At 64.2% G+C, this 22,702-nt stretch carries 21 protein-coding genes and 2 pseudogenes; 17 read left to right on the top strand and 6 right to left on the bottom strand.

What is annotated here, in order from left to right:
- Window positions 1-37 precede the first annotated feature (37 nt).
- The 3 genes and pseudogenes from ABDW57_RS05795 to ABDW57_RS05805 all read left to right on the top strand — a co-directional run bounded on the left by ABDW57_RS05795 (window position 38) and on the right by ABDW57_RS05805 (window position 2,745).
- A complete protein-coding gene (locus tag ABDW57_RS05795; protein WP_343729257.1) occupies window positions 38-721 on the top strand; it encodes a response regulator transcription factor in 684 nt (227 codons plus the stop codon).
- The gene (locus ABDW57_RS05800; RefSeq protein WP_343729258.1) at window positions 714-2,102 is read left to right on the top strand and encodes an ATP-binding protein; all 1,389 of its coding nucleotides are present in this window, start codon (window positions 714-716) and stop codon (window positions 2,100-2,102) included. Before ABDW57_RS05795 ends, ABDW57_RS05800 begins: the two co-directional genes overlap by 8 nt.
- Window positions 2,103-2,149: 47 nt before the next feature.
- Window positions 2,150-2,745, top strand: a pseudogene (locus ABDW57_RS05805) (DUF4172 domain-containing protein).
- A gap of 45 nt (window positions 2,746-2,790) precedes the next feature.
- On the opposite strand, the gene ABDW57_RS05810 reads toward ABDW57_RS05805, so the two are convergent.
- Both ABDW57_RS05810 and ABDW57_RS05815 read right to left on the bottom strand, forming a co-directional pair.
- Window positions 2,791-4,098, bottom strand: a complete 1,308-nt coding sequence (locus tag ABDW57_RS05810; protein ID WP_343729259.1) for a sugar MFS transporter — start codon at window positions 4,096-4,098, stop codon at window positions 2,791-2,793.
- An 85-nt stretch (window positions 4,099-4,183) separates the two neighbouring features.
- The gene (locus ABDW57_RS05815) at window positions 4,184-5,113 is read right to left on the bottom strand and encodes a LysR substrate-binding domain-containing protein (protein ID WP_343729260.1); all 930 of its coding nucleotides are present in this window, start codon (window positions 5,111-5,113) and stop codon (window positions 4,184-4,186) included.
- A gap of 113 nt (window positions 5,114-5,226) precedes the next feature.
- Here ABDW57_RS05815 and ABDW57_RS05820 point away from each other — a divergent pair, with 113 nt between their 5' ends.
- From ABDW57_RS05820 to ABDW57_RS05840, 5 genes and pseudogenes are all read left to right on the top strand, one after another.
- On the top strand, window positions 5,227-5,961 hold the full coding sequence (locus ABDW57_RS05820) for an SDR family oxidoreductase (RefSeq protein WP_343729261.1): 735 nt from the start codon (window positions 5,227-5,229) through the stop codon (window positions 5,959-5,961).
- A gap of 21 nt (window positions 5,962-5,982) precedes the next feature.
- The gene (locus ABDW57_RS05825) at window positions 5,983-6,195 is read left to right on the top strand and encodes a 4-oxalocrotonate tautomerase family protein (protein WP_343729262.1); all 213 of its coding nucleotides are present in this window, start codon (window positions 5,983-5,985) and stop codon (window positions 6,193-6,195) included.
- Complete coding sequence (locus ABDW57_RS05830; RefSeq protein ID WP_343729263.1) at window positions 6,192-6,815, top strand: DsbA family protein; 624 nt, start codon at window positions 6,192-6,194, stop codon at window positions 6,813-6,815. Before ABDW57_RS05825 ends, ABDW57_RS05830 begins: the two co-directional genes overlap by 4 nt.
- A gap of 71 nt (window positions 6,816-6,886) precedes the next feature.
- Window positions 6,887-8,050, top strand: a complete 1,164-nt coding sequence (locus tag ABDW57_RS05835; RefSeq protein WP_343729264.1) for a HAMP domain-containing sensor histidine kinase — start codon at window positions 6,887-6,889, stop codon at window positions 8,048-8,050.
- A 79-nt stretch (window positions 8,051-8,129) separates the two neighbouring features.
- Window positions 8,130-8,273 (top strand): annotated as a pseudogene (locus tag ABDW57_RS05840) (CGNR zinc finger domain-containing protein); the annotation flags it as partial.
- Here ABDW57_RS05840 and ABDW57_RS05845 read toward each other — a convergent pair.
- Both ABDW57_RS05845 and ABDW57_RS05850 read right to left on the bottom strand, forming a co-directional pair.
- Window positions 8,270-8,497, bottom strand: a complete 228-nt coding sequence (locus ABDW57_RS05845) for a 4-oxalocrotonate tautomerase family protein (RefSeq protein WP_343729265.1) — start codon at window positions 8,495-8,497, stop codon at window positions 8,270-8,272. The pseudogene ABDW57_RS05840 and the gene ABDW57_RS05845 sit on opposite strands and share 4 nt — an antisense overlap.
- Window positions 8,485-9,870 (bottom strand): MFS transporter, encoded by a 1,386-nt coding sequence (locus tag ABDW57_RS05850; RefSeq protein WP_343729266.1) that lies wholly within the window; start codon window positions 9,868-9,870, stop codon window positions 8,485-8,487. Before ABDW57_RS05850 ends, ABDW57_RS05845 begins: the two co-directional genes overlap by 13 nt.
- A 99-nt stretch (window positions 9,871-9,969) precedes the next feature.
- Between ABDW57_RS05850 and ABDW57_RS05855 the strand changes: the two genes are divergently transcribed.
- Window positions 9,970-10,842, top strand: coding sequence for a LysR substrate-binding domain-containing protein (locus ABDW57_RS05855; protein ID WP_343729267.1), 873 nt, complete (start codon window positions 9,970-9,972; stop codon window positions 10,840-10,842).
- A gap of 64 nt (window positions 10,843-10,906) precedes the next feature.
- Entirely contained in the window at window positions 10,907-12,625 is a 1,719-nt protein-coding gene (locus ABDW57_RS05860; protein ID WP_343729268.1) for a diguanylate cyclase, read from the top strand.
- Between the two features lie 17 nt (window positions 12,626-12,642).
- Here ABDW57_RS05860 and ABDW57_RS05865 read toward each other — a convergent pair whose 3' ends face one another.
- Entirely contained in the window at window positions 12,643-12,915 is a 273-nt protein-coding gene (locus ABDW57_RS05865; RefSeq protein WP_343729269.1) for a hypothetical protein, read from the bottom strand.
- 143 nt (window positions 12,916-13,058) lie between these two features.
- Here ABDW57_RS05865 and ABDW57_RS05870 point away from each other — a divergent pair, with 143 nt between their 5' ends.
- Window positions 13,059-14,036 carry a ribonuclease I gene (locus tag ABDW57_RS05870; RefSeq protein ID WP_343729270.1) on the top strand — a complete coding sequence of 326 codons (978 nt, stop codon included), beginning with the start codon at window positions 13,059-13,061 and terminating at the stop codon, window positions 14,034-14,036.
- Window positions 14,037-14,045: 9 nt separating this feature from the next.
- Here the strand turns inward: ABDW57_RS05870 and ABDW57_RS05875 are convergent, their stop codons facing one another.
- Window positions 14,046-14,789, bottom strand: coding sequence for an SDR family oxidoreductase (locus ABDW57_RS05875; RefSeq protein WP_343729271.1), 744 nt, complete (start codon window positions 14,787-14,789; stop codon window positions 14,046-14,048).
- A 110-nt stretch (window positions 14,790-14,899) separates the two neighbouring features.
- On the opposite strand from ABDW57_RS05875, the gene ABDW57_RS05880 reads away from it, so the two are divergent.
- The 6 genes from ABDW57_RS05880 (at window position 14,900) to ABDW57_RS05905 (ending at window position 22,681) form a co-directional block, all read left to right on the top strand.
- Window positions 14,900-15,829 carry a LysR family transcriptional regulator gene (locus ABDW57_RS05880; protein WP_343729272.1) on the top strand — a complete coding sequence of 310 codons (930 nt, stop codon included), beginning with the start codon at window positions 14,900-14,902 and terminating at the stop codon, window positions 15,827-15,829.
- 13 nt (window positions 15,830-15,842) lie between these two features.
- On the top strand, window positions 15,843-16,904 hold the full coding sequence (locus ABDW57_RS05885) for an SGNH/GDSL hydrolase family protein (RefSeq protein ID WP_343729273.1): 1,062 nt from the start codon (window positions 15,843-15,845) through the stop codon (window positions 16,902-16,904).
- 4 nt (window positions 16,905-16,908) lie between these two features.
- Window positions 16,909-17,739 (top strand): rhodanese-like domain-containing protein, encoded by an 831-nt coding sequence (locus ABDW57_RS05890; RefSeq protein WP_343729274.1) that lies wholly within the window; start codon window positions 16,909-16,911, stop codon window positions 17,737-17,739.
- 102 nt (window positions 17,740-17,841) lie between these two features.
- Window positions 17,842-20,235: a glycoside hydrolase family 127 protein gene (locus ABDW57_RS05895; RefSeq protein ID WP_343729275.1), complete on the top strand. Its 2,394-nt coding sequence runs from the start codon at window positions 17,842-17,844 to the stop codon at window positions 20,233-20,235.
- A gap of 146 nt (window positions 20,236-20,381) precedes the next feature.
- Window positions 20,382-21,656 (top strand): dicarboxylate/amino acid:cation symporter, encoded by a 1,275-nt coding sequence (locus ABDW57_RS05900; RefSeq protein ID WP_343729276.1) that lies wholly within the window; start codon window positions 20,382-20,384, stop codon window positions 21,654-21,656.
- A 29-nt stretch (window positions 21,657-21,685) separates the two neighbouring features.
- On the top strand, window positions 21,686-22,681 hold the full coding sequence (locus ABDW57_RS05905; RefSeq protein WP_343729277.1) for a porin: 996 nt from the start codon (window positions 21,686-21,688) through the stop codon (window positions 22,679-22,681).
- Window positions 22,682-22,702: the final 21 nt, after the last annotated feature.

A 22,702-nucleotide genomic window follows, 5' to 3' on the forward strand; every position in this document is an offset into this window, starting at 1 on the left:
CAGGAAACACCGGCCGGGCCGCTGTTATACTTGCTTCATGCACATATTGCTCGTAGAAGATGATCACAAAGCGGCGCGGCTGCTGGCCCGTGGCCTGGAAGAAGAGGGCTATGTGGTGACGGTCGCCCATGCCGCGCAGGAGATTGAGCCCAGTGACCTGGCGCGCGCCGACCTGGCCATCCTCGACTGGATGTTACCGGGCAAGGATGGCATCACGCTGTGCCGCGAATGGCGCCAGCGCGGCCTGCCATTGCCGGTGCTGATGCTGACCGCACGCGATGCGCTGGCCGACCGCATCGCCGGCCTCAACACCGGCGCCGATGATTACCTGACCAAACCGTTTGAATTCGACGAATTGCTGGCACGCGTGCGGGCGTTGCTGCGGCGCGCAGTGCGCGCGGCGCCGGCCTTGCGGCAGGTGGCGGACATGACGGTGGATCCGCAGACGCACGAGGTGCGGCGCGCTGGCGTCAGCCTGGATCTGACGCCGAAAGAATACGCCATCCTGGAATTCCTGCTGCAACACGTGGGCGAGGTGGTCAGCCGGCTGCAGCTGGCCGAACACGTCTGGCATGCCGACCTGATCGCCATCGACAACCTGATTGACGTGCACATGAAAAACCTGCGCCGCAAGGTTGACGCGCCGGGCAGCGTGGCGCTGATTGAAACTGTGCGCGGGCGCGGCTTCCGTCTGGCGCCACCGGGAGCGCTGGATGCTTAGCCTGCGCCGCCGCCTGGTGCTGATGCACCTGATGGTGAGCGTGGCAGCCATCTCCGTCACGGCGGTGGCCGGCTGGTGGCAGTTGTCGCGCTCGGTGCGTGGGCAGCTGGATTCGGCGCTGCTGGCCCTGGCCGACACCGAAGCGGGCATGCTGGCCGACAGCGCGGGTGCCGTGGTGCGCGTGCATGAAGCGCCGGCCGGCAGCGCGCCGTTGTCGCTTACCCGGCTGGACCGGCTGGTGCAAATCATCGACGGCAACGGCCGGGTGCTGGCGCGCAGCGCCAACCTGGGCGACGACAAGCTGCCGCTGCCGGCGTCGCTGCTGGCGCAACTGGGCGCCGGTGAAACCGTGTTCGATACGCTGCCCGATGCGCGCGAGGAACCGCTGCGCATGGTCTCGGTGCCGGTACTGGTGCGTGGCGAGCGCTACGCGGTGCAGGTGGCCGGCTCGCTGGATGATGCCGACCAGATCCTGCAATCGGCCGCCATCCTGTTTGCGGTGATGGCGACCGCCTTGCTGGCCCTGGTCGGCTGGGCCGGGGCGCGCCTGTCGCGCAAAACCTTTGTGGCGATTGAAAACATCGTCGATCAGGCGCGCAAGATCGGTGACAGCAGTCTGGACAGCCGCCTGCCGCACCCTGGTGACGATGACGAGATCGGCCACCTGGCCGACACGCTGAACGCCATGCTGGACCGCATCGAGCACGCGTTCGAGGCGCAGCGGCGGTTTACCGCCGATGCCTCGCATGAGCTGCGCTCGCCGCTGTCGCGGCTGCGCACCGAGATTGAAATCACCTTGCGCCGGCCGCGTAGCGAGGCCGAATATGTCAGCACCTTGCGCTCCTGCCTGGACGAAGTCGGCGGGCTGACCATGCTGGTGGAGGAATTGCTGATGCTGGCGCGGCTGGACGCCGGGCAGCAGCTGGCGCAGGTGGAACTGGCGTCGCTGTCCGCGCTGGCCGGGGAAGCGGTGCAGCGCCTGAGCGCACCGGCGGCCGAGCGGCGCATCCGCATCCTGCTGCAGGACGAATTGGCCGAGCCGGTGCAGGTGGACCGTGCGCCGGTCAGCCTGGTGCTGCGCAACCTGCTGGAAAATGCCCTCAAGTTTTCGCCGTCTGACGGCCACATCACCGTGCGCATCCAGCGCGTGGCGCAGGGTGTGACGCTGTCGGTGGAAGACCAGGGCGCCGGGATCGCGGAGCACGAGCTGCCTTTCCTGTTTGAACGCTTCTTCCGCGGCAGCGGCGCGCGGGCCGGGGAGGTGGACGGCGTCGGCCTCGGGCTGGCGCTATCGCAGGCCATCATGCAGGCCTGCGGCGGCAAAATCACGGCAGAGAACGCAACAACAGGCGGCGCGCGCTTCACGCTCCACTTGCCGTAGCCAGGGCTGTGTTCGCCTCATGCGGAGAATAAGCGCATAATCTCCGCATGGAACGCGGAGATTGCCTCTATATCTGGCAGGCCCCCGATTGGCCTCGTTGGCGCTATGATCTGGCAGTGCTGGGGACCGCGATGTCCGAAGTTAGCCGCGCCCGAGGCTATCTGCTTGGCCGGCTGGAAGAGGCCGGTTTGCTGCTGCGTGATCAGCTCAGCCTGACAGCGCTGACGGCAGTCCGCAACGTTTCCATAGCCTGTCAGCGCAAATTCAGCGTGAACGCAAGGCTTATTACCGCATATTGGAGCAGACACAGAAAGCCACGATGGACGTGACGGCGTGGCTTTCATGGTTTTTAACCACCTTGCGCCATGCGGTCGATCAGGCGCACGCTGGGCTCGATTCTGCGCTGACCAAGGCGCGCTTTTGGCGGCAATACGCAGGGCTGGCGCTGAACGAGCGGCAGGTGAAACTGCTTAACAGATTGCTGGATGGCCTGGAGAGGAAACTTACCAGCAGCAAATGGGCAAGCATCGCAAAATGCTCTCCCGACACCGCGCTACGCGACATCACCGATCTGTTGAACAGAGGCCTGCTCCGCAAGACCGCGGCCGGTGGCCGCAGTACCGGCTATGAACTGAGCAAATAAAAATGCCCGCGCGAGGCGGGCATGCGGGACAACGGCAAGCGGAAATTAGCCGACCTGCTCGTCCGGGAAAGCGTTGGTGGCTTTCGAGCCCCAGACAGCGTAGAACAGCACGTACAGTTCGCAGGCCGCGGTCAGCAGGAAGGACAGTTGCAGGCCGACGGTGTCGGCCAGCCAGCCTTGCACCACCACCAGCGCGCCGCCGGCAATCGCCATGATCAGCAGGCCGGCGCCTTCTTCGGTCAGCGGACCCAGACCCTTGATGCCCAGCGTGAAGATGGTCGGGAACATCACCGAGTGGAACAGGCCGACCGAGATCAGCGCCCACATGGCCATGCTGCCGGTGCCCAATGCCGCGATCATCATCACGATGAACGCGCCGATCGCGCAGAACGCCAGCACGCGCTCGGCGCTGGTTTTGTTCATGGCCCAGGCGCCGACGAAACGGCCGACCAGCATGCCGCCCCACAGCAGGAACAGATAGTGCGCGCCTTGCTCATGGCTCAGGCCGCCGATCTCCGGCTGGCCGGTGAAGTTGATGAACAGGTTGGCCACGCCGATTTCGGCAATCAGGTAGATGAAGATGGCGGGAATGCCGAACACCAGGTTGCGGTGCTTCCACAGCGACAGCTTGGCGCGCTCGCTGCTGCTAACGCGGCTGGTGGCGCTGTGGTGCATGGCCGGCATCTTGAAGCGCGCGATGACCAGCGCCAGGATCACCAGCACGGCCGCCACGATCAGGTACGGCAGTTGCACTGCCTGCGCATCGGCCAGTTTCTCGGCCTGCGTCAGCAGGTGGCCTGCTTCGGCTGTGCCGGAGTTGGAGCGGCCCAGGATCAGGTAGGCGCCGAACAGCGGCGCCAGCGTGGCGCCCAGCGAGTTAAACGCCTGCACCAGATTCAGGCGCGAGGAAGCGGTTTCCGGCGAACCCAGCACGGCCACGTAAGGATTGGCCGACACCTGCAGCAGCGTGATGCCGCAAGCGATCACGAACAGTGCCACCAGCGTCACGCCGTAGGACGGCAGGCGGGCGGCCGGTATCATCAGCAGCGCGCCGACCGCCATCATGCACAGGCCGAACACCATGGATTTCTGGTAGCCGATGCGCTCGATCAGGCGCGCCGATGGAATCGAGGCAAAGAAGTAGGCAATGAACCAGACCGATTCGATCAGCGTGGTTTGCGTGTAGTTCAGGTCGAACACGCTGCGCAGGTGCGGCAGCAGGGTGTTGTTGATGACGGTGATGAAGCCCCAGGTGAAGAACAGGCTGGTCAGCAGCGACAGGACCGCGCGTGGACTGGTGGAATGGGACTGCGTCGGCAGGGCGCCGGTGGCGCTGGGCAGGGGAGCTGGCATGGGGGTGTCTCTGTGAGTTTTCTTAACTCGGTATGCTATCCCAGCGCTTGTCTGATCTCCAATGCCAAAGAGACCAGGATCAATATCATTTGGATATAGCTCGGCCGGGGTTGAGCTTGCCGACCAGGAAGTCAACAAAGGTGCGCACCCGCAGTGATAAATGGCGCGCGTGCGGATACAGCAGGATGAAGGGGCGCGAGGTGCCGCCATGCTGCGGCAGCAGTTCCACCAGTGCGCCGCTGGCCAGATCCTGCTCGACGATGAAGCGGTAAGTCTGCACCAGGCCGGCGCCGCTGCGCGCCAGCGTGACGATGCCCAGCACATCTTCCGAGCAACTGAGGCCGCCCTCGGTCGGCAGGTCGGTCGCTGCGCCATCCTGCATGAAGATCCATGGAATGCGTTTGCCGGTGCTGGGCAGGTCGAACTGGATGCATTCGTGTTTGGCCAGGTCGGCCAGCGCCTTCGGCTTGCCGGCGCGCTTGAGGTAGGAGGGCGCGGCCACCAGCACCAGTTCCGCATCTTCCAGCTTGCGCGCGATGAGGTTGGAGTCGGCCGGCGCGCGGCCGCGGATGGCCAGGTCGTAGCCCTCGTCGGCAAAGTCGATATTGCGGTTGCTGACATGGATGTCGATGGTGACGTCCGGATATTTGCGGCGGAATTCGCCCAGCAGCGGCAGCAGGCGGTAGTGCGCATACGGCGTCGGTGCACTGATGCGCAGCGGACCGGATGGCTCAACCTGGGCGCCGGTGATCTGGCGTTCAGCCTCGGTCAATTGCGACAGCGCCTGCCGGCATTGTTCAAAGTAGACGCGGCCGCTGTCGGTCAGGCGGATCTGGCGCGTGGTGCGCACGAACAGGCGCACGCCTAGCCGCTCTTCCAGCCGCGAGACCGACCGGCTGACGGCCGCCGGCGTCACCCCGGCTGCAGTGGCGGCGGCGGTAAAGCTGGAGAGTTCAGCGGCAAGGCAGAACAGTTCGATGCTGCCCAGCAGCACATCGTCAAATTGGCGTTTCATGGCAGTGGATTGATTACGCGATGTATCAATTGTCTTGTTTTTCAGGGTATTTATCAAGGTATGAGTCACGAATATAGTGACTCCACCTCAACACAACTCTGAAAGGAAACATCATGAGCAAGACTGTTATTGTGACCGGCGCATCGAGCGGTATTGGTTTCGCTGTTGCCGAGGCTTACCTGAAACGTGGCTACAACGTGGTCGGCAATGCCCGCACCATCGCCCGCCTGAAAGAAGCCGCCGATAAATTGGGCAATCCGGCCAACTTTCTGCTGGTGCCGGGCGATATCGCCAAGCCGGCAACCGCCAAGGCGCTGTTTGAGCGCGCCGTGGCCGCCTTTGGCAAGGTCGACATCCTGATCAACAACGCCGGCATCTTCATCGCCAAGCCGACCATCGACTACACCGAACAGGAACTGGATGACCTGCTCAACACCAACCTGAAGGGGGTGTTCTTCCCGTCGCAGCAGGCGGCCGCACACATGGGCGCCAACAAGTCCGGTCACATCGTCAACATCACCGCCAGCATTGCCATGCAGCCGAACGTGAAAGTGCCGGCGCTGCTGCCGGTGCTGATCAAGGGCGGCCTGAATCACGCCACCCGTGCGCTGGCGATCGAACTGGCGGCTTCCAACGTCAAGGTCAACGCGGTAGCGCCCGGCATCATTGCGACCCCGATGCATAGCACGGATGAGGCCACGCAGTCGTTCTTCCGCACACTGTCGCCGAGCGGCACCACCGGCATCACGGACGACGTGGTGAACGCCGTGCTGTATCTGACCGAATCCAACTTCACTTCCGGCACCATCCTGCCGGTCGATGGCGGCGCCACTGCCGGTACCTGGTAATCAACTTCAAGGAGCATCACAATGCCATACGTAAATATCCGCGTCACCAATGAAGGCGTGACGGCTGAGCAGAAACAGCAACTGATCGAAGGTTCGACTGACCTGTTGCAAAAAGTGCTGAACAAGGACCCTGCCACCACCTTCGTCATCATCGATGAGGTGGAAACCGACAATTGGGGCGTCAACCGCGAAAACATCACCACGCGCCGCCAGCGCGAGAAGGCGGCCAAATGAAGCTGCTGTACGTGGGCGACCCCATGTGCTCGTGGTGCTATGGCTTCGGCAAGGAAATGACCGAGCTGATGGCCATGCACCCCGAACTGCAACTGGAGATTGTTGTCGGCGGCGTGCGCGCCGGCGCCACCGATGTGCTGGATCAGGCGGGCAAGGATTTTCGCCTCGGTCACTGGGCGCGGGTGGAGGCGCACAGCGGACTGCCGTTCAACCGCGCGGCCCTGCAGGCGCGCGAGAATTTTGTCTACGACACCGAGCCGGTCTGCCGTGCGGTGGTGACGGCGCGCAAGCTGGCGCCGCAGGCGGATTTGCTGGCAGTGTTCCGCGCCTTGCAGCATGCGTTCTACGTGGACGGGCTCGATACCACCAATGGCCGCGTGCTGTCCGCAGTGGTGGCGGCACAACTGCAACTGGAGGTCGATGCCGTGCTCCGGGTTTGGCAAGACACTGATACCATTATGCAAACCAAGGCCGACTTCGTGCGTGCGCGTGCGCTGGGCGTACGCAGCTTCCCGGCACTGTTGTTGGACACCGGGCAGGGCATCATTGAGATCAGCGGCGGCTACAGCCATGCGGCGCAGCTGAACCAGCAATTGCAACGCGCGCTGGCAGCGGGCTGAGCCCATGTGCGGCAGCATACTGAAGCGATGGTTCGCTTTCGGTATGCTGCGTATTTCTATGGGGATCAGCGATGACATTGGCAACGGATCAGAAGGAAACCGCAGCAGGGCTGTCGGCCACCTCCAGGGCCATGTTGGCCTTGCGCGAGCAGGTGATCGACCTGTGGGAAGCCAAGTTGCGCGAGCATGTGCAGGAGGCGCAAGGGGTATCCGGCCCACTGCTGGTCAATACCTTGCCCGCCTTTTATGACAATATCGCGGAGGCGCTGACGCCTTCGTATCCGCGCAGCCATGGCGCCAGCCACACCACGTCCATGTCCGCCCATGGCGGCGAGCGCGCCCGCATGACGCCGTTTCGCGCCGATCAGATCATCCATGAGTATCAATTGTTCCGCGACGCCATAGGAACCGTGGCGCAGCGCAACGGGCTACAGTTTACGGCGGACGAATGGCAAATCGTGGTGCGCTCGGTTGACGTGGGCATGCGCGAAGCGGTGCGCGAGTATGCGCTGATCCAAGAATCGATCCGCGAACGGCTGGCGGCCACCTTGTCGCACGATATGCGCAATCCCTTGTCGCTGATCACAGCTGGGGCGCAGCTGATTGCCTTGGTGCCGGACTTGCCGGCGGCATGCCGCACTGCCGAAAAAATCCAGCACGGCGCCGCGCGGCTGGAGCACATGCTGATTCAGCTGGTGGATGCGCTGACGTTCGACCGCGGCGTCACCTTGCCTTTGAGCCTGTCGGAATTCGATGTGCAGAGCGTGGTCAGTACCGTGGTCCAGGAGTTTGACTTGCTGGTGGTCGGCAAAATCGAGACGCGGGTGGCGCCGGTGGTGGGCCACTGGTGCAAGAATTCGCTGCTGCGGGCGCTGGAAAACCTGGTCACCAATGCCTTCAAGTACGGCGACGGGCAGCGCGTGCTGATTGCGGCGCAGAGCGAGCGTGGCCGTTTGTCGTTGAGCGTGCACAACACCGGCAATCCGATTCCCGAGGAGCGGCGCGAGCGGATTTTTGAATATCTGCGGCGCGAAGACAGCGGCAACCGCGCGGACGGCTGGGGCATTGGCCTGCCGTTCGTGCGCAGCGTGGCCGAGGGACATGGCGGCAGTGTGGTGGTCGACAGTTCCGCCGCCACCGGCACCACCTTTATCATTGATATTCCGATTGATTGCCGGCCGCATGTAAAACGGCCGGCCAGCGGAAGAAGTTCTGGAACACGGGAGACAGCGTAAGATTGGCGGCGTAGTTCAGGAACAGGCCAGGCTGGATGTCCTGATTGACTTCGCGGTTTTCCAGGCTGGGATCGGCCCAGTGCGCAAATGCGAGGATAGCGACTGCGTGCTGTGGTTCCACGATCAAGCCAAGTCGCACCGCCGCCGCTGGTGCAGCATGGCGCTGTGCGGCAACCGCAACAAGGTCGCGTCGTTCCGCCAGCGCCAACAGAAAGAAGCTTAACCGGCCGTCTTGGCCGCCGCTTCCCTGGCGCGCTTGCGCAGCTCGGTCACGGCGGTGCCACCGACGCCCCAGTTGTCAGTCTCCACTTCATCAATGATGACAAAGGTGGTGGCCGGGTTCTTGTTCAATACCTTTTGCAGCAGATCGGTCACACCCTGGATCAGTTCCTGCTTTTGCTCGGCAGTGGCGCCTTCATTGGTGATGCGGATATTTACGAATGGCATAGTTTTTCTCCTTGGTTAAAAATCGTCAGATAGGCCAGCAGCGCGCCGCCCAGCAGCAGCGCGGTCGAGACGGCCATGGCGGCTTCGATGCCCGCCAGGATAGCAGCCGTGGTCGGGGTCGCCACCAAAGCGCCATATACTGCCACACCCATGGCGCCGCCGACCTGGCGCGCTGTATTCAATACGGCCGAGGCGGTGCCGCCCTGGCGCTTGTCGACCGCTGCCAGGATGGCGGTGGTCATGGCCGGTACGGCCAGCCCCATGCCGGCCGGAATCAGCGCCAGGCCGGGCAGCATGGCCCAGAAGCTGGCCGTTTCCGAAATCCCGAACATGCCCAGCAGAGCATAGCCGCTGCCGCCGATCAGGCCGCCGATAATCATGGGCTGGCGCGAACCGACCCGCGCTTGCAGCCAGCCGCTGGTGATGTTGGCAAACAGGAAGGTGCCGGTCAGCGGCAGGAAGATCAGGCCCGCATGCAGGACCGAAAAGCCGCGCACCTTTTGCAGGTAAAAACTCAGCACGAAAATCACGCCGTAGTAGGCAAAGTTGACGAACACGCCGAACAGCACGGCCGGCGTGAAGCCGGTCAGGCGGAACAACTGCAGCGCCAGCATGGGCGCGGCGCTGCGCCGCTCGACGCGAATGAACAACGCCGCCGCCGCCACCGCCACCAGCAGTGCGGCCAGCACGGCCGGATGCGTCAGGCCCAGCGCGTGGATTTCAATCACGGCGCCGATGAAGGCGGTCAGCGCCACCACCGCCAGCAGCTGGCCCGGAATGTCGAAGTGGCGTGCCGGGCCGCTGTGGCGCAGCGGTGGCACCACGCGCAAGGTCAGCCAGAAGCCCAGTATGCAGATCGGAATGTTGACCCAGAAGATGGAGCGCCAGCCGAACACCGACATCAGCAAGCCGCCCAGCACTGGCCCGGCCGCGATCGAGACGCCGCCGGCCGCGGTCCACCAGGCGATGGCCTTGGCCAACATCTTGCGATCCCCGGCGTAGACGGCGTTGAGGATGGCCAGCGAACTGGGCACCAGCAGCGCCGCGCCGACGCCCTGGGCGGCGCGGGCGAGGTTGAGCGACATCGCGTCCGGCGCCATGGCACAGGCCAGCGAAGCGACCGTGAACAGCCCGAAGCCGCCCAGGAAGACGCTGCGCGAGCCGAAACGGTCGCCCATGGCGCCGGCCGACAGCAGGAACACGGCAAAGCCCAGCGTGTAGGCATCCACCACCCATTGCAGCTGGCTGACGCCGGCCTGCAGCTCGCGGCCGATTTCCGGCAAGGCGACGTTGACGATGGTGACGTCCAGCTGGACGATGATGAAGGCAAAGCTGCATGCCAGCAGGATGGCGAGGGAAGGGGAGGATTTCATGATGAGACTCCAGGTTCGATAGTGCCACTATAGGCTGGCTGGTGCATCATGAAAAATGAATTATAATGAACCAATGATTCTTTAATCGAGAACTTAACCATGGAACTCTCATCCCTGCGCATTTTCAAGACCGTGGCCGAGGAGGGCGGCGTGACGCAGGCTGCCGCGCGCCTCAACCGCGTGCAGTCGAACGTGTCCGCCCGGTTGACCCAGCTGGAGGAATCGCTGGGCGTCAGCCTGTTCCACCGCTCCGGGCGGCGCATGTTGATCACCGAAGAGGGCGCGCGCCTGCTGGCCTACACCGAGCGCCTGCTGCAACTGGCCGACGAGGCGCAGGAAGCCATGCGCGGCGACCGCCAGCCGTCCGGCCAGCTGCGCATCGGTTCGATGGAAACCACTGCCGCCGCGCGTCTGCCGCTGGTGCTGGGGCAGTTCCACCGCCAGTATCCGCAGGTCGACCTGGTGCTCGATACCGGCCCCACCGATTACCTGATCCAGGCCGTGCTGAATCACCGCCTGGACTTGGCGCTGGTGGCGGCGCCGGTCGAGCGTCCTGAACTGATGCAGCTGCCGGTGTTTGACGAGGAACTGGTGCTGCTGACCGATAGCCTGCACGGCCCGGTCAAATCGCCGGCCGACGTGGCGCGGCGCACGCTGCTGGGTTTCCGCAGCGGTTGCTCCTACCGGCGCCGGCTGGAACGCTGGTTTGCGGAAGGCGAGGTGTCGCCGGCGCGGATTGCCGAATTTGGCACGTTTGAAGCCATCATCGGCTGTGTGGCGGCTGGCATGGGCGTGGCCATGATGCCGAAAGAGGTGCTGAAACAGCGCGAACTGGCCAAGTCGGTCCGCGTCCATACATTGCCGGCCGACGTGGCGCGCGTGCAGACCGTGCTGGTGTGGCGCCGCGACATCGCCCAACATGCCGCGCGTGATGCGTTTGCCGCCACATTTGGCACGCTGAAGGGTGACTAGATTGTTGATAGTCATGTGTTGAATGCCGTATGATTGTTGCATGAGACCATGTCGTGCAATTTCATTGCTGCTTGCCGCAGCCATTCTGGCCAGCAGTGCTCAGTCTGGGGCGGCGGAGCCAGCACCGCCCCAGACCGATGCCGAAGCCGAGCGCTGCATGACCCTGAGCGCCAGCGATCCGGCTTCCGCATTGAAAATGGCCGAGGCCGGGCTGGCGCAGCAAGGCGACCAGCGCCGCATGGCTCGCCTGCAGCTGTGCAAAGGCCACGCCTTGCTGATGAGCGGCAAGCGCGAGCAGGCCATCGATGCGTTCCAATTGTCCGTATCGGAAGCTGAACGCCTGCAGGACCAAGCCTTGCTGGCCAATGCTCTGCTGCTGCGCGGTGAACAGCGCGGCAACGATGGTCAGTATGCCGACGCCATTGCCGACCTCAAGCGGGGGTACGAGCTGGAAGTCAAGCTTGGCAACGTTCACAACCAGAATTACGCGCTGACGGCCATTGCCAACCTGTACGCCGACAGCAACGTCAAAGATTACGAACAGGCGCTGGCATATTACCGCAAGGCGCTGGCGTCGGGCGAGGGGCCGCACCGGTTGCAAAATCAGGGCGTGGCGCATTTCAATATCGCCAGCACGCTGGAAAAGATGGAACAGCTGGAGGCGGCGCAGCAGGAGTTCGAACACGCATTGGCGATCGACCTGCAGCGCGGGGCCGATGCCGATGTGGCCGAGGACCGGCGCGCGCTGGCGGTGGTGCTGTCCAAGCGCGGCCGGCACGAGGAGGCGCTGCGCCTGCTGGAGCAGGCTTTGCAACAGCAGCGCAAGGACAAGGACGAGGATGGCGCCGCCGCCGTGCAGCTGTCGCGCGGCGCAGCGCTGCGGCGGGCCGGCCGTTACGCGCTGGCCATTCCCGATCTGCAGGCCGCGCACGCGCACTACAGCAAAGGCGGCAATCTGCGTTTCCTGGACAAGATCTACGAGGAACTGGCGCTGGCCCATGCCGGCGCCGGCAACTGGCATGACGCTTATCTGGCGCGCGGCGAGCAGATGCGTGTCAAGCAGGCACTGCAAACGCAGCTGCTCGACGAGCGCAGCAGCCGTTTGCGGGTGCAGTTCCACACCGAGCAGACCCAGCGCAATAACGAAGCGCTGGCGCAGGCGCTGGCGGCGGCCAACACCCTCCGCCGCTGGCAATATGCGGCGCTGGCGCTCAGCCTGGTGGCGATCGCTGCGCTGGGCGTGATGGTGAAGCGTCAGGTGACCCAGGCACGCCGCATGCGCGACCTGGCGCTGACCGACGAGCTGACCCGGCTGCCGAATCGCCGTCACTTCCTGGAACTGGCGCGCAGCGCGCTGGCGCAGGCGCAGCGCGACGGCAAGCCGCTGGCGTTTGCGGCGCTGGATATCGACCACTTCAAGCGTATTAACGATACCCATGGCCACGCGGTGGGGGATGTGGTGCTGCAGAGGGTGTCTCATGCGGCGCGCAGGGCGCTGCGTCCCGGCGACGTGATCGGCCGCATCGGCGGCGAAGAGTTTCTGGTATTGCTGCGCGCGGCAACGCTGGAGCAGGCGGTGAGCGCGGCCGAACGCATCCGCGAAGCGGTGGCGGCCGCCGATTGCACCGACCAGGCGCCGGACCTGAAGCCCAGCATCAGTATCGGCGTGGCTGCCTACGATGCGCTGGCCGGCACGCTGGAGCTGATCTGCAAGCGTGCCGATGATGCGCTATACCGCGCCAAGGCCAATGGCCGCAACCGGGTGGAAGCGGCCCTGGCTTAGCAACGCGTTGCTGACGCTTAGCGGTTGTTGCTTGGCGGCGGCGTTTCGTTGGTGGCCGGCGGCGGCGTCTGGGTAGGTGCGTCAGGCGCTGGGGTGGTGGCGTTCGGCGTGGTGGCGCCAGGCTCGGTGGTTGGCGTCGGCGGCGTGGTTGGCGCCGGCGTAGCCGCTGGTGCCGGGGTGGCTTCAGGCACTGGTGGCTGGTCCGCGTCTTTTTTCTGGCAGCCGCTGATGACGGCGACGGTGGCAATCAAGGCGCAAGCAATTTTACCGCTGAGATGGAACTGTTTCATGGTGGTTCCTCCTGTTGGATGGATAAGCGCTCATGGTAAGCATTCCTGAGACCGCGTCGTATCGGCGGGATTGCACTGCGTTTGTAGGACTAATGCCCGTCGTGCTCCGGTAGAATGGCGTTTGTTCAAATTCAGGAGATGTCATGCGTCGTTACATCGCAGTTGTACTGCTGGCTTTTGCCGCGCTGGAGTGCAGCGCCAGCGAGTCCGCCAGCGGCAGTTTTACCGCCACCCAGAGCTGCGAGGCTTATTCCTCCTTCGCCAGGCGCACCAATCCGGGTGACGTGAAAGTCACGGCCGGCACGTCCTACACCGTTCGTGAAATCAACAAAACTGATTATGACTGGCTGCGGGTCGATGTTCCAGGTGCGCAACCATCGTTGCGCTGGGTGCAGCGCACCTGCGGCACGCCGGCGCTGGAAGACAAGCAGGCCGGCCGTCCGGACGAAGGCGTCAGCGGCGCGGTATGCTCGGCGCCCAACCAGCAGGACAGCTATGTGCTGGCCATCACCTGGCAGCCGGGCTTTTGCGAACACGCCAAGTACAACGGCAAAAAGCCGGAATGCGACGCCATGAACAGCGGCGCGCTGGCAGCGAAAACCCTGAGCCTGCACGGTCTGTGGCCCAACAAGAAGGAGTGCGGCACGCAGTACGGCAGCTGCCAGGGCAAGCAGTTTGAACTGAGCAAGGACACCATCGAGAAAATCGCGCCGTGGATGCCCAACTTCTTCTACGAGCGCACATTTGGCGCCTATGAGTGGAACAAGCACGGCAAGTGCCAGTCGCTGCCGCCGGACGATTATTTCATCAAGGCGGTGTCGGCGGTGCGGGTGGTGAACGATTCGGAAGTGGGCAAGCTGGTGCTGGGCAATACCGGCAAGAGCTTCAAGGTGAACGATTTCTTTGACCGCGTGAAGGCGCGCTACGGCGAGAAGGTGGCCGACACCATCACGCTGGTGTGCGTGCAGCGCAAATACCTGCAGGAGATCCGCGTCTCGCTGGCGCTGGACTTCAGCACCGAGCGCGACCTGCCGCAGATGGTGGCGAACGCCCGCCCGGTGGGCGCCCGCACCGTCGGCTGCGCCGACGAAGTGTACGTCGAGGCAGCCGGCAAGAACTGACGCTTACGCTTACGCCGCGAAGCCGCCGTCGATCAGCAGGTCGGCGCCGGTGACGAAAGCGGCTTCCGGACCGGCCAGGTAGCTGACCATGGCCGCCACTTCATCGGCGGTGCCGTGGCGTTTCAGGGCCATCAGGCTGTGCATGCCGCTGGCGAAATCGCTGTCGGCCGGGTTCATGTCGGTATCGACCGGGCCGGGCGACACGTTGTTGACGGTGATGCCGCGTGGGCCGAGATCGCGCGCCAGGCCTTTCACCAGGCCGACCAGCGCCGATTTGCTCATCGCGTAGGCTGCGCCGCCTTCGAACGGCATGCGCTGGGCGTTGGTGCTGCCGATGTTGATGACGCGGCCGCCTTCTTGCATGTGCTTGACCGCAGCCTGCGTGGCGACAAACACGGCACGCACATTCACCGCCACGGTGTGGTCGAAATCTTCCAGCGAGAATTGTTCCACCGGGCCAAGGCGCAGCACGCCGGCGCTGTTGACCAGGATGTCGAGGCGGCCGTAGCGGGCGGCCACGCTGTCGATGGCGTGGGTCAGGGCAGCGGCGTCGGCGGCGTCGGCCTTGATGGCGAAGGCGTCGCCGCCGGCGGCCTTGATTTCCTCGACCAGCGCTTCGGCGGCGATGGCCGATGCGGCGTAGCCGATGGCGACTTTGGCGCCCTCGCGTGCCAGGCGGCGGGCGGTGGCAGCGCCGATGCCGCGCGAACCACCGTTGATGAAAGCGACTTGACCGTTGAATTTGGTGTTCATGATTTGTTTCCTTTCGGGTTGGTTGATGAACACAGTATGGTCGCCGCCGGCTTGTCGCGGTAGTCATGAATTTGCATGTACAGTTTCAACCAATGGTATAAGATGAGCGCATGTTTACCGAACTGAGCAGCTATCTGGATGCCTTTATTGCTGCCGCCGACGAGGGCAGCTTTTCGTCGGCCGCGCGCCGGCTCGGCCTGACGCCGGCGGCGGTCAGCAAGAGCGTCAACCGGCTGGAGCTGCGGCTGGGCGTGCGCCTGTTCCAGCGCAGCACGCGCAGCCTGTCGCTGACCACCGACGGCGAGCGCCTGTACGGGCAGGTGCGTCTGCCGTGGAGCGAGATCGGCGATGCGCTGACGGACCTGAGCCAGGGCGCCGGCAAGCCGGCCGGCACGCTCAAGGTGTCGTTGGCGCCCACGGTGGGGCGGCAGTACTTCGTGCCGCTGCTGGAGGAATTCTCGCGCCGCTATCCGGACGTGATACCCGATCTGTATTTCGATAACCGCCAGGTCGATCTGGTCGCGGAGGGCTTTGATGTCGGCATCGGTGGCGGCTTTGAACTGACCGATGCGCTGATCGCGCGCGAGCTGGCGCGGGTGGATGTGGTGCTGGTGGCGGCGCCGGCCTATCTGAAGACGCACGCGGCGCCGGCGGCGCCGCAGGAGCTGGCGCGTCATCGCGGCCTGCTGCGCCGCTCGCTGAGCACCGGCCGGCTGATGCCGTGGACCCTGAAGCACAGCGCCGGGCAGGAAGTGGTGGCCAGCGTGCGCCCGGTGGCGGTGCTGGATGATCCGGAAGCCATCGCGCGTGCCGCCGCCTGCGGCATGGGCATTGCCATGCTGCCGCTGCCGCATGCCTTGCCGCTGCTCGACAGCGGAGAGCTGGTGCGGGTGCTGCCGGACTGGCATGCCGAAACCCGGCCGCTGTCGATATATTATTCAAGCCGCAAACTGGTTCCGGCCAAGGTGCGGGTTTTTGTTGATGACATGGTGGAGCAGTTCCGCGCCAGCGGCCACGCTGCGCGCTTCCGCCAACACTAAAGGAGATGGTTCAATGAAGTTCAAAGCAGGATTGGCAGCCTTGCTGCTGGCAGGGCAAACGTTTGCAAGCGTGATGGTGGGGGCGGACAACCCGCAGCTGCAGTACACCGGCCGCATTGACTTTGCCGATCGCGCGCGGCCGGTGCTGTCCTGGCCCGGCACCAGCATTGCCGCCAATTTCACCGGCAGCAGCTTGTCCATCACGCTGGACGACCAGTTGGGCAAGAACTTCTTCAATGTCTTCATCGATGACGAGCCGGTGGTGATCGAGGCGGCGCAGGGCAGCAAGACCTACGCGGTGGCCAGCGGCTTGCAGCCGGGCGCGCACCGCCTGCTGATCACCAAGCGCACCGAAGGCGAGGAGGGCAGCACGGTATTCAAGGGCCTGGAACTGGCCGACGGCGGCCAGTTGCTGGCGCCGCCGCCGCGCAAGCAGCGCCGTATCGAGTTCTTTGGCGATTCCATCACCAGCGGCATGGGCAACGAGTCGCCGGATGATGGCCCGGACCATCTGCTGAAGGACAAGAACAACTACATGTCGTATGCCTCGATCACGGCACGCGCGCTGAATGCCGAGGCGCATATCACCTCGCAGAGCGGCATCGGCATCATGATCAGCTGGTTCCCGTTCACCATGCCGGACTTTTACGACCAGCTGAACGCGGTCGGCAATAACGACAGCAAGTGGGACTTCAGCTCGTGGACGCCGGACGTGGTGGTGGTCAACCTGTTCCAGAACGACCGCTGGCTGATCGACCGCGAGAAACGCCTGTCGCCGATGCCAACCGACGAGCAGCGCATCCAGGCGTACAAGACCTTTGTACAAAAGGTGCGGGCGCTGTACCCGCGCGCCTACATCGTGTGCGCGCTGGGCAGCATGGACGCGGTGCAGGAAGGCTCCAAATGGCCGGGCTATGTGCGCACGGCGGTAGATCAGATGCGGGACGGCGGCGACCAGCGCATCGACACCATCATCTTCCCCTGGAACGGCTTTGGCGGTCATCCGCGCGTCAAGCAGCACCAGTACAACGCAGGCCTGCTGACGGATTTCATCCGCAAGAAGGTCGGCTGGTAAGGCCATGCTGGCGCGCGCGCGACAACTGCTGACGGCAACCGGACTGGCGGCCCTGCCTGCCGGCCCGGTGCTGCTGGAAGCCGGCTGCGACGCGCGCGCGGCCTTCGATCGGGCGCATATTCCCGGCGCCGGTTATATTGACACCAACACCATTGAGCACGCGCCACTGTGGGTGAAGGTGGATGACGCCGAGTTGCTGGCCGTGCTGCTGGCGCACGGCATCCGGCATGACAGCACGGTCATACTCTATGGCCGCAATAACCTGGCCGCCGCGCGGGTGGCGCAATTGCTGCTGTACGCCGGCGTCAGCGACGTGCGGCTGCTGGATGGCGGCTTCCATGCGTGGCAGGCTGCCGGTCTGCCTTGCGAGGCCGGCCCAGCGCGCGCCGCCGCGCCGGCAAAGGACTTTGGCGCCGCGTTTCCTGGGCGTCCCGAGTACATCATCGATACCGCGCAGGCGCGCCTGTTGCTGGCGCGCGCGGACGGCATACTGGCCAGCATCCGCACCGAGGCCGAGCACCTGGGACTGACCTCCGGCTACAACTACATCAGCGCCAGGGGCGAGATCCCCGGCGCCCACTGGGCGCGCGCCGGCGACAACGGTGACGTCAACAGCATGAGCGCCTACCAACAGGCCGATGGGGCCATGAAACCGGACGCCGACATTGAGCAGCAATGGCGCGCCGCCGGCATCACGCGCGAACACGAGGTCGCGTTTTACTGCGGCACCGGCTGGCGCGCCTCCATGGCGTTCTTCTATGCGTGGCTCATGGGCTGGCCGCGCATCAGCGTCTACGACGGCGGCTGGGGCACATGGAGCGCAGAACCGGCATAGGCGATTGTGCCGATTTCGTCACGCTTTTCGCGGCGCCAAAACAAGACGCCGGCGGCTCTCAAGTCGTACATTATTGGTTAAACACTGACCATGAGGGTACGTATGCACCGCCGACAGATATTGCAGGGCGCCGCCAGTCTGGGACTGGTCTCCGGCTGGAATATGAATGCCAACGCCGCCAGCGTGGCCCAGGGCGGTGCGCCCGCCACCGCGCGCGCCTTGCCGCTGTCGTCGGTGCGGCTGCTGCCGTCGGTGTACCTGGATGCGGTGCAGGCCAACCAGGCTTATTTGCTGCGCCTGAGCGCCGACCGCTTCCTGCACAACTACCACCGCTTTGCCGGGCTGCCGGCCAAGGGCGCCATTTACGGCGGCTGGGAGTCTGATACGATCGCCGGCGAAGGGCTGGGGCACTACCTCTCGGCGCTGTCGCTGATGTATGCGCAAACCGGCACGCCGGCGCTCAAGCCGCGCATCGACTACATCGTGGCCGAACTGGCGCGCGTGCAGCAGGCCCAGGGCGATGGCTATGTGGCGGGCTTCATGCGCAAGCGCAAAGACGGCAAGGTGGTGGACGGCAAGGAGATCTTCCCCGAGATCATGCGCGGCGAAATCCGTTCGGCCGGCTTTGACCTGAACGGGTGCTGGGTGCCGCTGTATAACTGGCATAAAGTGTTCGCCGGCCTGTTCGACGCGCAGACCTATGCCGGCAATGATCAGGCGCTGCAAGTGGCTGTCGGCCTGGCCGGCTATATCGACAAGGTGTTCGCGGCCTTGAACGACGAGCAGGTGCAGCAGGTGCTGGCCTGCGAACATGGCGGCATCAACGAGAGCTTTGCCGAGCTGTATGCGCGCACGCTGGACAAGCGCTGGCTGGCGCTGGCACAGCGCCTGTATCACACCAAAGTGCTGGTGCCGCTGACGCAGGGCCGGGATGAACTGGCCAACCTGCACTCCAACACGCAGATCCCCAAGCTGATCGGCCTGGCGCGCCTGCACGAACTGACGGGCCGCCGCAGCGACGCCGACGCGGTGAACTTCTTCTGGAAGCGCGTCACGCAGCATCACAGCTACGTCATCGGCGGTAACGGCGACCGTGAATACTTCTCGGCGCCGGACAGCATCGCCGCCCACATCACCGAGCAGACCTGCGAGGCCTGCTGCAGCTACAACATGCTGAAGATGACGCGCCATCTTTACAGCTGGGCGCCGGATGCGGCGTATTTCGATTACTACGAACGCACCCACCTGAACCACATCCTCGCGCACCAGAATCCGCGTACCGGCATGTTCACTTACATGACGCCGCTGATGTCCGGCGTGGCGCGCGAATACTCCAGTGAGGAGAATGATTTCTGGTGCTGCGTGTTGTCCGGCATGGAGAGCCACGCCAAGCATGGCGATTCCATCTATTGGGAGAACGGGGACACGCTGTTCGTCAATCTCTACATTCCGTCGACGGTGGAGTGGAAGGCGGCCGGCGCGGCGCTGGAGCTCAACACGCGCTATCCGTTTGAAGGCGATATCGATCTGAAGGTGCGCGGCCTGGCCGGCGCGCGCGATTACACGCTGGCGCTGCGCGTGCCGGCATGGGCGTCCAGTCACACGCTGCTGGTCAACAGCAAACCGCACAGGGCAGGCAAGGACAAGGGCTACTTGCTGATCCGCCGCCGCTGGAAGGCCGGCGATACGGTGCGCCTGTCGCTGCCGCTGGATCTGCGGTTGGAGTCCGCCGCCGGCAACGATCATGTGGTGGCCTTGCTGCGCGGCCCGATGGTGCTGGCGGCCGACCTGGGCGCGGCGGACAAACCGTACAACGGTCTGGCGCCGGCGCTGGTGGGCGCCAATATTCTCGGGTCGTTTGCGGCAGTGGATAAAGCGAAGGCGGTGTACCGCAGCGTGGGCACCGGCCGGCCGGGCGATATGAAATTCACGCCGTTCTTCGCGCAGTACGAGCGGCGCGCGGCGGTCTACTTCAGCACCTATACCGAGCCGGAATGGGCGGCGTCGGAAGTGGCGTTCCGCCGGGAAGAGGCGCGCCTCAAAGACCTGGCCGAGCGCTCGGTCGATGTGATGCACCTCGGTGAAATGCAGCCGGAGCGCGATCACGATCTGCAGTCCGATATTTCGTACCCGGTGTCCTACCGCGGCCGCAATGGCCGCGACGCGCGCACTGGTGGCTTCTTCAGTTTCCGCATGAAGTGCACCAACGGCCCGCTGGTGCTGCAGGCCAGCTATTGGGGCGAGGAGCGCAATCGCGACTTCTACATCAGCATCGATGGTGAACGGATCGCGCATGTGCAGCTGTATGGCCGTCAGCCGGGCGTGTTCATCGACCAGGAATATCCGGTGCCGGAACGCCTCACCAGCGGCAAGGCCAGCGTGGTGGTACGCTTTGATCCGGAGCCGGGCCACACCGCCGGACCGGTATTCGGCGTCCGGCTGTTCACTGCGGCGCCTGTCCAACTTTCCATACAAACGCCTCCTGTGGCGTCTTGATTTTCAGACCGCCTGGCGGCGGTGTCGGTAGTTTCCTTAAAGAATCTCCTTTTCAGTCAAGCACTTGCGGCGCCTTCGGGCGCCGTTTTGCGTTGGCACAGGCATTGCTATCCAAGCCCGATAATCAAAAAACCTGGAGGAGCAAAATGAACAAGAAACGTCCGTTAACGCTGTACATCCTGATCGCCATGGTGCTGGGCGTGGCGGTGGGCTACGCCTGCCACGAAACCATCGCAGACCAGAAGCTCAGCGCCACCATTGCCAGCCACATCTCCATCGTGACCGATGTGTTCCTGCGCCTGATCAAGATGATCATTTCGCTGCTGGTGTTTTCCACGTTGACGGTCGGCATCGCGCATATGGGCGACGGCAAGGCGGCCAGCCGGGTCGGCATCAAGGCCATGGCGTGGTTCGTGATCGCGTCGCTGATCTCGCTGACGCTGGGCATGGTGCTGTCCAACCTGATGCAGCTTGGCTCCCACCTTGGCTTGCCGCTGCCGCCACTGGACGCGGCCACCGGCCTGAAAACCTCGGCCTTCACGCTCAAGGACTTCATCGCGCACATGGTGCCGAAGTCGCCGATCGAGGCGATGGCCAATAACGAAATCCTGCAGGTGCTGGTGTTTGCCGTGTTCTTCGGCGGCGCGCTGGGCGCGCTGGGTGAATCGGCGCGCCAGCTCACCGGTGTGATCGACCAGCTGGCGCAGGTGATGTTGCGTATCACCGGCACCGTGATGAATCTGGCACCGCTGGCGGTGTTTGCGGCCATGGCGTCGGTGATCACCACCAACGGTCTGGCCATCCTCGGCACGTTCGCCAAGTTCATGGGCGGCTTCTACCTCGGCCTTGCGTGCCTGTGGGCGTTGCTGATCCTGGGCGGCTTCGCCTTCATTGGCAAGCGCGTGTTCCGGCTGATCGCGCTGATCCGCGAACCATTCCTGCTGGCGTTTTCCACTGCCAGCTCGGAGGCGGCCTATCCCAAGCTGCTGGTGGCGCTGGACCAGTTTGGCGTGCAGCGCAAGATCTCCAGCTTTGTCATGCCGATGGGGTACTCGTTCAATCTGGACGGCTCCATGATGTACTGCACCTTTGCGGTACTGTTCATCACCCAGGCCTACGGCATCGAACTGTCGCTGGGCACCCAGATCACCATGCTGCTGCTGTTGATGGTGACCTCGAAAGGCATCGCCGGCGTGCCGCGCGCTTCGCTGGTGGTGATCGCCGCCACGCTGAATCAATTCCACATCCCCGAAGCCGGCCTGCTGCTGTTGATGGGCATCGACCAGTTCCTCGACATGGGCCGCTCGGCCACCAATGCGGTCGGCAACGCGGTGGCCACCGCGGTCGTCGCCAAATGGGAAGGCGCGCTGGCGGATGAGGAGCCGGCGCCTGCCGCCACTGCCGTGCCGCGCGCAGCTTGAACAAAAATTCATAAACAGGAGACTTATTGATGCAGAAGTATGTAATCGGCGCATGTGCGCTGGCCGTGGTATCGCTGGGCGCGCAGGCGCAATCGTCGTTGACCGTGTACGGCGTGGCCGACGCCGGCCTGTTGCTGGAACGCGGCGGCGAGGGCGGCACGGTGCAAAAAATCGGCAGCGGCATGGCATCCAGCTCGCGCCTTGGTTTCAAGGGCAAGGAGGACCTCGGCGGCGGCACGGTGCTGACCTTCATTCTGGAGAACGGTTATTCGATCGACACCGGTACGGCCAAGCAAAACGGCGCGCTGTTTGGCCGCCAGGCCTTGCTGTGCCTGAGCGGCAAGGCCGGCTCGCTGAGCGTCGGCCAGCAGTACACGCCGTTCTATAAGACCTTGAACAATGTGGCCGATCCTTTCGCCACCGGCATGGCGGGCAATGCGCAGAACGTGTTTGACGGTACCACGCGCATCAGCAACACGGTGGAGTACATCACACCGCGCGTGGGCGGCTTCCTGGTCGACGTGCAGTATGGCCTGGGCGAGGCGGCCGGCGACAGCGTGAAGAACCGCTATCTGGGCGCCAGTGGCAGTTACGAGCAGGGCCCGCTGACGCTGGAACTGGCCCACCAGCGCAAGGAGGATGCGCTGGCCAGCGCGCATAGCCGTAACACCATGCTGGTGGCACGTTACCGCTTCGGTGCCGTCACCGGTCACGCGGCCCACGCGCGCAATCGCGATGTGCTGGGCCGCGAAAGCCACGATACCCTGCTGGGCTTCTCCGCGCAGCTGGGCGGCACCAACAAGCTGTTTGCCTCCCTGATCGATCACCGCGACCAGGCCGCCGCGCAGCAGCACGCGCGCCAGGCGGCGGTGGGCGTCAGCCACGGCCTGTCGCGCCGCACCGATTTGTACGCGGCCTATGGTCATATTCGCAACAGCAATGGTGCGGTTTTCCACGTCGGCACGGCGGCCGACAGCGGTTCCGGCAGCACCGGGGTTAACCTAGGTGTACGTCATGTGTTTTAATGTTAACCTCACATGACTAAC

The sequence above is a fragment of the Duganella sp. genome (assembly GCF_039595735.1).
Classification (GTDB): domain Bacteria; phylum Pseudomonadota; class Gammaproteobacteria; order Burkholderiales; family Burkholderiaceae_D; genus Rugamonas.